Annotated in this window: 13 protein-coding genes and 6 tRNA genes; 15 read left to right on the top strand and 4 right to left on the bottom strand. The window is 65.2% G+C overall.

What is annotated here, in order from left to right:
* Positions 1–31: 31 nt before the first annotated feature.
* Positions 32–892, bottom strand: coding sequence for a cytochrome (locus tag ACQCS0_RS09575; protein WP_354154277.1), 861 nt, complete (start codon positions 890–892; stop codon positions 32–34).
* Between the two features lie 94 nt (positions 893–986).
* Positions 987–1,058 (bottom strand) — tRNA-Val (locus ACQCS0_RS09570).
* Positions 1,059–1,286: 228 nt separating this feature from the next.
* Between ACQCS0_RS09570 and ACQCS0_RS09565 the strand changes: the two genes are divergently transcribed.
* From ACQCS0_RS09565 to ACQCS0_RS09540, 6 genes are all read left to right on the top strand, one after another.
* Positions 1,287–1,359: transfer RNA gene (locus tag ACQCS0_RS09565), tRNA-Gly, on the top strand.
* A gap of 47 nt (positions 1,360–1,406) precedes the next feature.
* Positions 1,407–1,477: transfer RNA gene (locus ACQCS0_RS09560), tRNA-Cys, on the top strand.
* Between the two features lie 39 nt (positions 1,478–1,516).
* Positions 1,517–1,591 (top strand) — tRNA-Val (locus ACQCS0_RS09555).
* A gap of 58 nt (positions 1,592–1,649) precedes the next feature.
* Positions 1,650–1,722: transfer RNA gene (locus ACQCS0_RS09550), tRNA-Gly, on the top strand.
* Between the two features lie 44 nt (positions 1,723–1,766).
* Positions 1,767–1,838 (top strand) — tRNA-Val (locus ACQCS0_RS09545).
* Positions 1,839–1,991: 153 nt separating this feature from the next.
* The gene (locus tag ACQCS0_RS09540) at positions 1,992–2,249 is read left to right on the top strand and encodes an antitoxin (RefSeq protein WP_354154278.1); all 258 of its coding nucleotides are present in this window, start codon (positions 1,992–1,994) and stop codon (positions 2,247–2,249) included.
* Positions 2,250–2,362: 113 nt separating this feature from the next.
* Here the strand turns inward: ACQCS0_RS09540 and zapE are convergent, their stop codons facing one another.
* On the bottom strand, positions 2,363–3,400 hold the full coding sequence (zapE, locus tag ACQCS0_RS09535) for a cell division protein ZapE (protein WP_354154279.1): 1,038 nt from the start codon (positions 3,398–3,400) through the stop codon (positions 2,363–2,365).
* Positions 3,401–3,617: 217 nt separating this feature from the next.
* Between zapE and ACQCS0_RS09530 the strand changes: the two genes are divergently transcribed.
* The 3 genes from ACQCS0_RS09530 to ybaK are packed head-to-tail and all read left to right on the top strand — an operon-like array spanning position 3,618 to position 5,523.
* Complete coding sequence (locus tag ACQCS0_RS09530; RefSeq protein ID WP_354154280.1) at positions 3,618–4,529, top strand: sulfurtransferase; 912 nt, start codon at positions 3,618–3,620, stop codon at positions 4,527–4,529.
* Positions 4,530–4,539: 10 nt separating this feature from the next.
* Complete coding sequence (locus ACQCS0_RS09525; RefSeq protein ID WP_354154281.1) at positions 4,540–5,001, top strand: SufE family protein; 462 nt, start codon at positions 4,540–4,542, stop codon at positions 4,999–5,001.
* 24 nt (positions 5,002–5,025) lie between these two features.
* Positions 5,026–5,523 (top strand): Cys-tRNA(Pro) deacylase, encoded by a 498-nt coding sequence (ybaK, locus tag ACQCS0_RS09520; protein ID WP_354154282.1) that lies wholly within the window; start codon positions 5,026–5,028, stop codon positions 5,521–5,523.
* Here the strand turns inward: ybaK and ACQCS0_RS09515 are convergent.
* The gene (locus tag ACQCS0_RS09515) at positions 5,520–6,785 is read right to left on the bottom strand and encodes an alpha/beta fold hydrolase (RefSeq protein WP_354154283.1); all 1,266 of its coding nucleotides are present in this window, start codon (positions 6,783–6,785) and stop codon (positions 5,520–5,522) included. The genes ybaK and ACQCS0_RS09515 overlap by 4 nt on opposite strands.
* A 157-nt stretch (positions 6,786–6,942) precedes the next feature.
* On the opposite strand from ACQCS0_RS09515, the gene ACQCS0_RS09510 reads away from it, so the two are divergent.
* From ACQCS0_RS09510 to ACQCS0_RS09485, 6 genes are all read left to right on the top strand, one after another.
* Positions 6,943–7,434 (top strand): hypothetical protein, encoded by a 492-nt coding sequence (locus ACQCS0_RS09510; protein ID WP_354154284.1) that lies wholly within the window; start codon positions 6,943–6,945, stop codon positions 7,432–7,434.
* Between the two features lie 14 nt (positions 7,435–7,448).
* Positions 7,449–7,958: a peptide-methionine (R)-S-oxide reductase MsrB gene (gene msrB / locus ACQCS0_RS09505; protein ID WP_354154285.1), complete on the top strand. Its 510-nt coding sequence runs from the start codon at positions 7,449–7,451 to the stop codon at positions 7,956–7,958.
* Between the two features lie 153 nt (positions 7,959–8,111).
* Positions 8,112–9,479, top strand: coding sequence for a DUF6421 family protein (locus ACQCS0_RS09500; RefSeq protein WP_354154286.1), 1,368 nt, complete (start codon positions 8,112–8,114; stop codon positions 9,477–9,479).
* On the top strand, positions 9,476–10,237 hold the full coding sequence (locus tag ACQCS0_RS09495) for an SDR family oxidoreductase (protein WP_354154287.1): 762 nt from the start codon (positions 9,476–9,478) through the stop codon (positions 10,235–10,237). The genes ACQCS0_RS09500 and ACQCS0_RS09495 overlap by 4 nt, the downstream gene beginning before the upstream one ends.
* 90 nt (positions 10,238–10,327) lie before the next feature.
* On the top strand, positions 10,328–11,443 hold the full coding sequence (locus ACQCS0_RS09490) for a low specificity L-threonine aldolase (protein ID WP_354154416.1): 1,116 nt from the start codon (positions 10,328–10,330) through the stop codon (positions 11,441–11,443).
* 61 nt (positions 11,444–11,504) lie between these two features.
* Complete coding sequence (locus tag ACQCS0_RS09485) at positions 11,505–12,155, top strand: DUF3000 domain-containing protein (RefSeq protein ID WP_354154288.1); 651 nt, start codon at positions 11,505–11,507, stop codon at positions 12,153–12,155.
* Positions 12,156–12,171 lie beyond the last annotated feature (16 nt).

Here is a 12,171-nt window from a genome sequence, read left to right as displayed (position 1 = left end):
GGACAGGCGGACTGGGGACACGCGTGCCCTGCTAGGCGCTGCGGGCCTGCGCGGAGACGGGCGGCGCAACCGGAAGAAGCGCGGAACCGGCGGCGAGCGTATCGGCCGACAGTTCCCAGACCCGTCGCAGGGCGCAGAACTTCCACCAGTGATGCTTGAGGACGTCGGGGTTGGCGCGGACCGGACGGACTTCCGTCTCCCCGATGGCCACAGCCAGCAGCAGCGGGTTCTCGCCGTACTTCCAAGGCTCCCATTCCCCGGCCACGGCATCCACCAGGCTTTCTTCGGCCTTCATGCCCGCCACCAGTTGCATGACCACTTTGTCGTCCAGCGGCTTGACGGTGCCGTCCCGCGTGGTGCCCTTGGTCTTGTAGTCAATAACGCAGATCCGGCCGTTGATTTTGGCCACGAGGTCCAGCGTCCCCGCGTAGCCCACTGACTTGTTCCAGACGGTGATCTCCGGGGCGATGGGCTCCACCCCGTAGAGCTCCCACCATTCATCGAACCGCAGGGCAAAGCCTTCCTCGCCGTTGGCTGCCAGGGCCTCGCGCGTCTCCCTCATGGCGTGGGGACGGCCCAAGGCACGGAGCGCAACCTGCTCGCAGTAGTTATGGACGCGGTCACCGCGCTTGGCTGCCTCGTCGCGGTATTTTTCCGCGGCCTTGGAGGCCCGGTTGACGGCCTGCCGGATTTTCGCCGGACTGCCCAGGCAATCGGCCAGCAGCGGATCCTTCGCTAGGCTGCTCGCCCCCATGAAACCGAACCAGCCGTCCAGTCCGTGCGGCTGCTGGCCGATCACGGTGGTGATGGACGGAACGGAAAACTGCTCGGAGGTGGACCGCGCATACATCCGGCCGTATTCCGTGGCGTGGGCAAGGAGTGGATCAGTCATACAAAGACTCTTTCACAGGGGGCTGACAGAATGGCGGACACACAAAAAAGGTCCGTTTCCGCTCGGCTGAGCGGAAACGGACCAGATTCCTCGGTGGGCGATACTGGGTTCGAACCAGTGACCTCTTCGGTGTGAGCGAAGCGCGCTACCACTGCGCCAATCGCCCCGATGCCTTTGAATGCTAGCCGACCCGGCGGGGTTTAAGGAAATCGAGCCGGGACCGGCCTTGAATTACACGCCTGTAATTAGCAAGTTCCCCTAGATTGCAGGGATCCAGGGGCATTGCCGCCGTTGCGGCACGTTCGATTTGGAGAATCCTCGAACCTCCTATAGAGTTCTTACTCGTTGGAACGCGAGGAAATGCCCGAAACGGCACGGATTCTGCGGCCCAAATGCGGACGTAGCTCAGCTGGTAGAGCACCACCTTGCCAAGGTGGATGTCGCGAGTTCGAATCTCGTCGTCCGCTCGCAGGACACTGTCACGGCAAAGGTTTTTCGGAATCAGAGCCAACACGGTGGGTTGGCCGAGAGGCGAGGCAGCGGCCTGCAAAGCCGTTCACACGGGTTCGAATCCCGTACCCACCTCGGTGAAAACCATGGATTCCGGTTCAGGCCGGACGAAATGGGCGATTGGCGCAGCGGTAGCGCGCTTCCCTGACACGGAAGAGGTCACTGGTTCGATCCCAGTATCGCCCACCAAGCAAGGAAACTTGCTTCATGCAGTAGGCCAGGCCATCCGCCGGGCTGTACTTCATACGCGGACGTAGCTCAGCTGGTAGAGCACCACCTTGCCAAGGTGGATGTCGCGAGTTCGAATCTCGTCGTCCGCTCTCCACCCCAGTAATAAATCCGAAATGGGCGGATTCCCGGTTCCGGGCGATTGGCGCAGCGGTAGCGCGCTTCCCTGACACGGAAGAGGTCACTGGTTCGATCCCAGTATCGCCCACACACAGCAGCTCCCCGTGAGCTGCTTTTTTGTTGCCCGAAAAGGCCAGCCTCACCTTTACAACATTTGTCACAGCGCTTGGCACCCCCTGCAGACAGGTCTAGGATCGATTGCGGAGGAGCGAACTGGCTCCGCGATTGAAGGGAGGTGCTCGTGGGACTGATTGACGATCTTAAGGGCAAGGCTCAGGGTCTCATCCACGGCAACGAGCAGGCCATCAGGGACGGCATCACGAAAGCCGGCGATTTCGTCGACTCAAAGACTGGCGGCAAGTATGCCGGTCACGTGGACAAAGTCCAGGAGGGCGCTTCCAAATTCGTTGACGCAAATGACGGAACACCCGGCGATGCACCTGCCACCGAGCAGGCTCCGCCAGTCACCCCGGTTCCGCCGGTTGACAAGGCTCCGTAACAAGGATTTGGCCTGGGCTCTGCCCTAGCACGTCAAGGGGGCGCGGGTCCCGCCGGGAGGCGGCACCCGCGCCTTTGGCGTTTAACTGAAGGCCCGGCTTCCCCGGCCGATGCCTAGGACGGCTCGTGGTTCTGGCCCTCGCGGGCCAGTGCGGTCAGGCGGGACACCGCACGGAAATACTTCTTGGTGTACCCGCCGTGCATCATCTCGTCCGTGAAGAGCTTGTCGAAGGGGACGCCGCTGGCCAGGATCGGTACATCCTTGTCGTACAGCCGGTCCGCCAACACTACGAACCGAAGCGCCACGGCCTGCTCGGTGATGGTCGCCACGTTGCGCCACACGACGCCGTCGATGCCGTCGATGAGTTGCCGGTAACGGCTTGGGTGGACACCGGCAAGGTGGCCGATCAGAGAACTGAATTCGTCCTCCGCCACGGTCTTTCCGTCGAACTCGGCCTTCATCTGCGCAGCGAGCTGGCTGTTCTTCAGCGGTGCCGGCGCGGCGGGCAATCCACGGTGGCGGAAGTCCTCACCGTCAATCCTGATGACGTCGAACTGGTCCGCCAGAACCTGGATTTCACGGGCAAAGTCGACGGCGGCAAAGCGGCCGTCACCCAGCGAACCCGGCAGGGTGTTGGACGTCGCAGCAAGCTTAACGCCGGCGTCGGCCAGCTCACGCATCAAACGGGACATCAGCACTGTGTCGCCCGGATCATCCAGCTCGAATTCGTCAATGCACACCAGCTTGAAGTGGCTCAGGGCTTCAACCGTCTTGCGGAAGGACAGTGCCCCCACGAGGTTGGTGTATTCCACAAACGTGCCAAAGGCTTTGGGGCCCGGCGCGGCATGCCACAGCGAAGCCAGTAGGTGGGTTTTGCCGACGCCGAATCCGCCGTCGAGGTAGATCCCCGCACGGGTTGCGACCTTCTTGGTGAAGAGCTTCTTGAACAGGCCGTCGCCGTCACCGGCTCCAACTCCCCCGGCGAACGCTTCCAGGGCCTTGACCGCCGCCGCCTGGGACGGCTGGTTCGGGTCCGGCCGGTAGCTGGCAAAGGAGACCTGGCCAAACCGTGGGGACGGATAAAACCCTTTGAGGAGCTCATCCACCGAAACCGCCGGAGTGCGGGCGGCAAGCTGTTCGATCTGTACCAAGGTGGTCCGTTCTGCTGGTGGGTTGTCCCCAGAAAGAATACCGGCAACGGCCCGGGCCTCCCCCGCCATCCGGCCGGCACGGGGCCATGGCGTGACGAAGGCCATATTTCCCACTGTTAACAAGGTGACGGACAGGGCGGCAAGCCGTGGCTAGGGTGGGAGTCAGGTTTTCCTTCTTCAGCAGATCCGCCCTGTGTCTCAGTGAAAGGCCAACACAATGTCCTACGCAGTTGAACAAAACGAGAAGTTCGCCGCCTACGCCAACCCGGAGCGTCTGGTATCCACCGAGTGGCTTGCCGCCGCACTTGAGTCTGGCGCCCTTGCAGATGGAAAGCTTGTGGTGGTCGAGTCCGACGAGGACGTCCTCCTTTACGAGACCGGCCACATCCCCGGATCCGTGAAAATCGACTGGCACACGGACCTTAACGATGAAGTGACACGCGATTACGTGAACGGCGAGGCCTTCGCGGCCCTGGCCGCTGCCAAGGGCATCTCGCGCGACACCACGGTGGTCATCTACGGGGACAAGTCCAACTGGTGGGCGGCCTATGCCCTCTGGGTCTTTACCCTGTTCGGGCACGAGGACGTCCGGCTGCTCGACGGCGGCCGGGACAAGTGGAGCGCCGAGGGCCGCGACCTGACCACGGACCGGACTGTCCCGGCGTCCGGCGACTACCCGGTGGTGGAGCGCAACGACGCCCCCATCCGCGCGTTCAAGGACGATGTACTGGCACACTTCGGCAAGCCTCTGATCGACGTACGCTCCTCCGAGGAATACACCGGCCAGCGGACCCACATGCCGGCCTATCCGGAAGAAGGCGCGCTCCGCGGCGGCCACATTCCCACGGCAGCATCCATTCCCTGGGCACGCGCCGCCGCGCCGGACGGAACGTACCGCAGCCGGGAAGAGCTCGAAGCCCTATACCTGGGCGAGGCCGGCCTGACCGCCGGCGACGACGTGGTGGCGTACTGCCGCATCGGCGAACGTTCCAGCCACACCTGGTTCGCGCTCAAGTACTTGCTGGGTTTTGAAACTGTCCGGAACTACGACGGTTCCTGGACCGAGTGGGGCAACGCCGTACGGGTTCCGATCGCGAAGGGCACCGAACGCGGCACGGTCCCGGCGTAAACTGGAACAGATGACTACACATGACCTGCCCGCCGCTTTGGCGGAAATCGTTGACGACTTCCAGGCCCTGAGCGAACCTGACCGGCTTCAGTTGCTGCTGGAGTTCTCGCGCGAACTGCCGGAGCTGCCGGACCGGCTGAAGGACCACCCCGAACTCCTGGAGCAGGTGGTGGAATGCCAGTCGCCGCTGTTCCTTGCCATTGAGACGGAAAAGAACGACGCCGGCCCGGCCGGCGCCATTCGGCTCTACTTCAAGGCGCCACCGGAAGCCCCCACCACGCGGGGGTTCGCCGGTGTGCTCCATGAGGGACTCGACGGACTCAGCGCCGCCGAAATCCTGGGTGTGCCGGACGACATGCCGGAGCTGCTGGGCCTGACAAGGGCCATCACGCCCCTGCGGATGCGCGGCATGACCGCCATGCTGGGACGGATCAAGCGCAAGGTCGCTGCTAATTCCCGGCCCACATCCTGATCCCCTGACAGGGAACTGAACGCTTTGGCACGCAAGAGTTCTTCAAACGGAACGCCGGCCACCGCCGCACTGGCTGCAGCCGGCGTTTCCTGCGTACTGCATCCGTATGCCCACGATCCTTCCGCCGCCAGCTACGGCACGGAAGCCGCCGAGGCCCTGGGCATTGCACCCGAAAAGGTCTTCAAAACCCTCATGGTCGATGTGGAGGGCCGGCTGGCTGTCGGAGTCGTGCCGGTCAGCGGAAACCTTGACCTCAAGGCATTCGCTGCCGCCCTGGGTGCCAAGAAGGCTTCGATGGCAGACCCCGCAGTTGCGGAACGCCGCAGCGGCTACGTCCTCGGCGGGATCTCGCCTCTTGGCCAGCGGCAGTCATCGCCCACAGTGGTGGATAGCAGCGCCCTTGATCTGGGGACGATGCTGGTTTCCGGTGGTAAGCGTGGCCTGGACGTCGAGCTTGCGCCGGCGGACCTCATCCGGCTGACGTCCGCTGTGACAGCCGCCATCGGCACCCGCACGCCTTAGCGGTTCTGCCCGGGATTAAGCCGCGGAGCCAACTGAGGCCGAAGCCACGCCTTGATCAGGTTCTCCCAGCGCCCGGGATCGACGTTCCATTCCTTCGTGTGCCTGGCGTGATTGAACGTCTCGAACGTGACCATGTCCGGATTCCGCTCGGCCAGGAGGGCGGAGGGTTCATAGGGAACGTACTCGTCATCAACGCTGTGGATGATCAGGGTGGGCGTCCGGACTTCGACGGCGCGCGCCACCCAGTCCATGGCCTTGAGGTCCACGGGTGCGGCCAGGCCGGTGAGCCTGCGGCCCACGGGGTGGCCCAGCATCAGCTGCCCGTAGCGGCCAACGAGGGACGGAATGCGGTTTATCTGCGCATGGTGGGCCAGCACATTGACCCAGTTGATGACGGGCGCGTCCAGGACCATGGCCCGGATCAGGTGACGGTGCGGCGAGAGATCGGCCGTCTGCAGGCAGATGGCACCGCCCATGGACCAGCCAAAGAGGACAATTTCCTCGGCGCCGCCGGCCAGGGCGAACTCGATGGCGGCCTCCACATCATGCCATTCCGTGGATCCCAGCCCGTACCGGCCGTCCTTGGCTGATGGCGCCAACCCGTCGTTCCGGTATGAGACAAGCAGGCTGGTGAGCCCCAATTCGAGTGCGGGGCCTACCGCCCGGAGGCCCTCCTGGCGGGTGGCCCCCCGGCCATGAACCATAATTGCCCAGGTCCTGGACGTCCCGCCGGCCCGGACCAGCCATGCCGGTGCCGTGCCGCCGTCGACCTCAATCAGCACGTCCTCGGCCGCAATGCCGGCGGTGGCGGGATCCGGGTAAATCGCACCGCTCCACCATCCGCGGCGCGCCGTGTCGAGATCGCCGGCATAGACGGCTTCCACTTCGCGCAGGACCGTGCCGTCCGCCGGCGAATAGGACACAATCCGCCCGATCCGGGCGTGCCCCTTGCCGCCGTCGAAAAACAACCCATAGACGCCCACCACTGTGGTCTCCGGAGTTGCTGTCAGGATGACCTGCCGGCCGCCGCCTTCCCGGAGCACAGCGAGGACTTCCTGGTCCGCCGTCCGCTGCCGGACGGGAGTGATCACACGCCTGGCGAAATAGAGGGCCAGCGCGGAGGACCCTGTGGCCAGCAGTCCGGCAAGCGCCCCGCCGCCAATGACGCCGCCTAGCGCCCATTTGGCGCGCAGCGACATGCGGCCGCCAGCCTGGATCGGAACTGCCGCCGTCAACGTGGGGGTGCGCGTGGAAGGTGCCATGGAACCATTCTTACTGCCGCAGGCGGGTTGACCATATTCCGTCCGGCCCGTGGCGCCGGAATTCTGCCGGCTCCGAGGACTCCGCGCGTCTAAGGCCACAACCACCATGCGGCCCCAAATGGATGCAGGCGCCGGTACGCACGACTAGGCTGATGCCATGAGCGATCCAATCGTCATCCTGACCGAAGAACCCCTGGGCGCGGACGACCGCGTCAACATAGAACGGCTGGTGGACGGGCAGGACACGCCCCTTGTCGTGCTGGTTCCAGGTAACACTGAACGGCACCTGCTGGTGGATTTTCTCGAGAATCTCTCCCTGCTGGACGTCGCTAAAGCGTTCCGCGAACTGACCGCCCACGCCCCGGACCCCTCCGCTGAACGGGCCGAGGCCGCGGAGACGCTGGCCGTCTCGCTGACTGCCCTGGCGGGGCTGGGCGCAGGAGTCACGGGCGAGGTGGTGGACGGTGGAGCCGTCAACGGCCTTGTGTCCAAAGTCAAAGAGCTTGGCGCAGCCCAGGCAGTGGTGGTCACCCGTCCGCACGCAGTGGCGGATACGTTCCACACCGACTGGGCCAACAAAGCCCAGGACCAGCTGGGGCTCCCCGTTCTCCACCTGTACGCCGGTTCGGGATTTATCGGCGACTCCTGAGCGTTGAGCTGACTATGAGCATCTTTGGTAAGAACATTTTCGACAAGAAGGCCACGGATTCGGTCCCGGATCCGGCCGCCGACGCCGTCGCTGCGGAACCTGCATACCGGAAATCCGACGCCGAGTGGCGGCAGGAACTCACGCCGGAGGAGTATCACGTGCTGCGGCAGGCGGGTACGGAGCGCCCCTTCACGGGAGAGTATGTGGACACCCATGCGGAGGGTGTCTACCAATGCCGCGCCTGTGGAACCGAGCTCTTCAGGAGCAACGAAAAATTTGACTCGCATTGCGGCTGGCCGTCCTTTTGGGCACCGCTCGCCACAGGCACCGTCCGCTACATCCACGACCGGACGCTCGGCATGAAGCGGGTCGAGGTCCGGTGCGCCAACTGTGACTCGCACCTGGGCCACGTGTTTGAAGGCGAGGGCTACGGAACGCCCACAGACCAGCGTTTCTGCATTAATTCGGTGTCCCTGAAACTGATGCCGCGCGGCGGTGCCGGGGAAGAATCCGCGGAGTCCTGAGTCCGCCAGCCGTGGTTCCGCCTATGTCCGGCGGACCCACGGGGCGCCTCGAGCCCGAGATTCTCTTATGCTTAGGCTCTATTTGAGTTAGGGACTCTGGTTGCTTGCTACGCTCACGGTAGATGCCCAAGCAATGAGAAAGGCAGTCGAACCATGACCGTCACCGTGACCGGCGCCCCACCAAGGATCACCGCCGAAAATCCCTCCTGGCTCCGCCTCCGGAGCGCCGCCGAGTCCCTGCAGGAGCTGCAGATCAAGGACGGCTCCGTACCCGACGCAGGCAACCACCCAGCCGCAGCGGCCGAAGTTGCCGAGCTCACAGAGTCGCTCACCGAGCTGGCACCGCTGTTCCCGCACGACGCGGCCTACCTTGACGCCGTCGTCGCTGATTTCCAGGCGTGGGCCAAAGCGGGCTTCGGTGAGCCGGACTTCCTGTCGTCACTGCTGGCGTTCCAGCCCCAGCTGCAGCGCCAGGATGGCCTGCCGCACGTTGTCATCTTCCCCATGTACACCCAGAACGGAAGCACCAGCCGGCTGGTGGAGGCCGTGCTGATCGAGGTCATCTGGCCCGATTTTGTGGCCGGCCTTGAGGCAGGGGACTATTCCAACAAGCTGTTTGTGCCGATCAGGTTCCTGGACTTCACCCGCGGCTATGACACCAACTCGGCGGTGCTGTTCCCCGAAACGGTTGCCGTCCGGGAAACACCCACCTTCACCTGGGGCGCCATTTTTGCAGACCGCGAAGCTGCCCGCTTCCGGAGGGTCCTGCGCGCAGCCGCAGACATCACCTCCCTGGACCTGCCCGCCGGTGCCGCGGAACTCCTAGCCGACCAGGAACTGACCGAGGCCACGTTTGTGATGTGGGACCTGATCCATGACCGGACCCACATGCGCGGCGACCTGCCCTTTGACCCGTTCATGATCAAGCAGCGGATGCCCTACTTCCTGTATTCGCTCGAAGAACTGCGCTGCGACCTTACAGCCTTCCGCGAATCTGTCCGGATCGAACAGGACGAAGACGCCGGGCCGGAAGCACGCCGGCACGCGAAACTGGTGCAGTACGCCATCATCTACGACCGGATCTTCCGCTTCGCGATCACCGGCAACCGGGTGCGCAACTACGACGGCCTCGGCGGGCAGCTGCTCTTCGCCTGGCTGCACCAGCACCACGCCCTGCACTGGACCGACAGCCGGCTCAGCATCGACTGGGACCAGGTGCCGGACGCGGTGATCGCCCTCGGCGCCTCGATCGACGAGCTCTACTGGCGCTCCATTGACCGGCCGAAGATGGCCCACTGGCTTGCCGCGTACCAGCTGATCTCCGCCACAGTCACGCCCAACCCGGCATCAACCTGGGCGAAGGGCCCCGACGCACTTCCGGTTGCCGGTCCGCCGCGCGGCCTGACGGACCAGGTGCTGGATGACGAATTTCCGCTGTCCATGTTCTATGAAGCCTTGGAGAAGAAAATGCGAGCCGTCATCGACTCCACCGCCGGCATTACCGGAGCGTCCGCGCTGTGAGCGTATCCGGCGGCCCGCGCGTTGTCCCTGCTCCGGACCGTGCCCCAGGGCTGAATGTCCTGGTCACCGGCGGTAGCGGACCCTCCGGGATCGCGGTGGCCCGGGCCCTGCGCCAGGCGGGGTTCCGGGTCTTCACGGTCGGCTCGGACAGGACGCGCATCGATGCCGCCGCAACAAAAGCGGGCGACGGCGTCACTCCCCTGGTGTGCGATCTCGAGGATCCCGCTGACGTCCAGGTTCTCCGGACGGCCCTGGCGGGCACCGCCGGAGCGATGGACGGAGTCATCCACCTTGTGGGCGGCTGGCGTGGTGCCTCGGGCATCACGGACCAGAGCGACGCCGACTGGGACTTCCTGGAGCGCGGTGCCATCACCACGCTCCGGAACGTCTCCCGGGCCTTCTACGCCGACCTGGCCGCCGCCGGAACCGGACGGTTTGCCATGGTGTCCTCCACGGCGGTGGACAAGCCCACCGCAATGACGGCCAGCTACGTGGCGGCGAAGGCCGCCGCCGAGACCTGGACGCTTGCGATGGCGGAGGGACTGGCCCGCGAGGCCGCGGATAACGGCACCGCCTTGCGCGGCGCCGCCGTCGTCCTGGTGGTGAAAGCGCTGGTGGACGCGGAACTCCGGACGGCGCACCCGGAACGGACGTTCCCCGGTGCCACCGACGTCGAGGACCTGGCCGCCGCCGTCGTCGGACTGTTCAGCCGCCCGGCAGGCGAACTGAACGGCCGGCGCCTGCTCCTTGCCCCGTGACCGCAACATCCCCTAGCCGCAACGCCTCTGACGGACTGCCCCCTGACCGGCCGGACCCGACCTCCCTAAACTGAGAACGTGAGCAAACCAATGACAACAACGGCAGATGCCGCCCCCCGGCTTGAAAATCCCTCAGCCCGGCTGCATGACGCGTCCGTCCGCGGTTTCGCATCGGACAACTACTCCGGTGTGCACCCCGAGGTCCTGGCCGCTCTCGCGGCCGCCAACGAGGGCCACCAGGTCTCCTACGGCGAAGACGACTACACGGCGCGGCTGAAGGGTCTCATGGAGGAGCATTTCGGCCCCGGCATCGAATGTTTTCCTGTGTTCAACGGTACAGGGGCCAACGTGTTGTCCCTGCAGTCGTTGCTCCCGCGCTGGGGTGCTGTGGTGTGCGCTTCGACGGCGCACATCAACATGGACGAAAACGGTGCTCCGGAACGGATCGGCGGGATCAAACTCCTGCATGTCCCCACCCCCGACGGCAAGCTGACACCGGAGCTGATTGACCGCGAGGCGTGGGGCTGGGGGGATGAACACCGGGCGCAGCCGCTGGCCGTGTCCATCACCCAGACCACCGAGCTCGGCACGTGCTACACCCCGGATGAAGTCCGGGCCATCGCCGATCATGCACACGCCAAAGGCATGAAACTCCACATGGACGGCGCCCGGCTGGCCAACGCCGCCGCGCACCTGAACGTGCCGCTGCGGGCTTTCACGCGCGACGCCGGGGTGGACATCCTCTCCTTCGGTGGCACCAAGAACGGACTGCTGTACGGCGAAGTGGTGGTTGCTCTGAACCCCGAAGCGGCCCACGGCCTGATATTCCTGCGCAAGATGAACATGCAGCTTGCCTCCAAAATGCGCTTCCTGTCCGCCCAGTTCATCGCCCTGCTGGAAGGCGACCTGTGGCTCCGTTCGGCGTCGCACGCCAACGCCATGGCCGCCCGCCTCCGCGCCGCGGTGGACACAATCGAGGGCGTGGAGCCCACGCAGGAGACGGAGTCCAACGGCGTGTTTGCCGTCCTGCCTGCCGGCATAGCTGACCGGCTGCGGGAGTCCTTCCGGTTCTACGACTGGGATGAAGCCGCCCGCGAGGTCCGGTGGATGTGCTCCTTCGACACCAGCGAAGATGATGTCGACGCCTTTGTGGCCGCGATCCGACGGGAACTTGCGGCCCACCACGCGGACACGGAAGCCGGATAGCATGGACCGGCCGACGGCGAGCCTGCACTGGGAGCCCTCTGCTGTTGCGTAATCTGCGAAGGTGAACGCACTAGCCCAGGTTCCCCCGGAATTTGTCCACGCCTTGGGATCCCTCAGGAAGGCCCAATGCCGGAGTGAGCTGCGCCTGGCGGAAATTCCCGCCCCGGCGCGCCTGGCACCGTTCGCAGTGGCACTCGGGGCCGAAGTCATGGCGTCCGGACCGGGCAGCGGCACCACGCCCGTCCACGGGCCCGCCGCCATGGCCCTGGCCGCGGCGTCCGGCACCGCGGACGACGACGACACCGAGCTGGCCACGGGCCGATTCATCCTGCTGCACGACCCCGACGGCTCAGCAGTCTGGGACGGCGAATTCCGGATTGTCACCTACATCCGGGCCCAGCTCGAGCCCGAAATGGGCAACGACGAAATGCTGGGCACGGTCGCCTGGACCTGGCTGGTGGAGGCCCTGGAGAATCACAAGGCCCCCTACCGGGCGGCCGGCGGGACCGCCACGCGGGTCCTGTCGGAGAGCTTTGGAACACTTTCCGACCGGCCCGGGTCGATCGATATCGAGCTGCGCGCCTCCTGGACTCCGGCGTCTTCGGACGTCACTGCCCATCTGGAGGCATGGTCCGACATGGTCTGCACGTTCGCCGGCCTCCCCCCTCTGCCCGACGGCGTCGCGGCCCTTCCGCGCCGGCGCCGGAACTAGGGATGTCCCTTGTCGG

The sequence above is a fragment of the Pseudarthrobacter sp. S6 genome (assembly GCF_050156575.1).
Lineage (GTDB): Bacteria > Actinomycetota > Actinomycetes > Actinomycetales > Micrococcaceae > Arthrobacter.
Note: the sequence above shows the minus strand (reverse complement) of the source record. Positions and strands in the feature narration are given on the sequence as shown.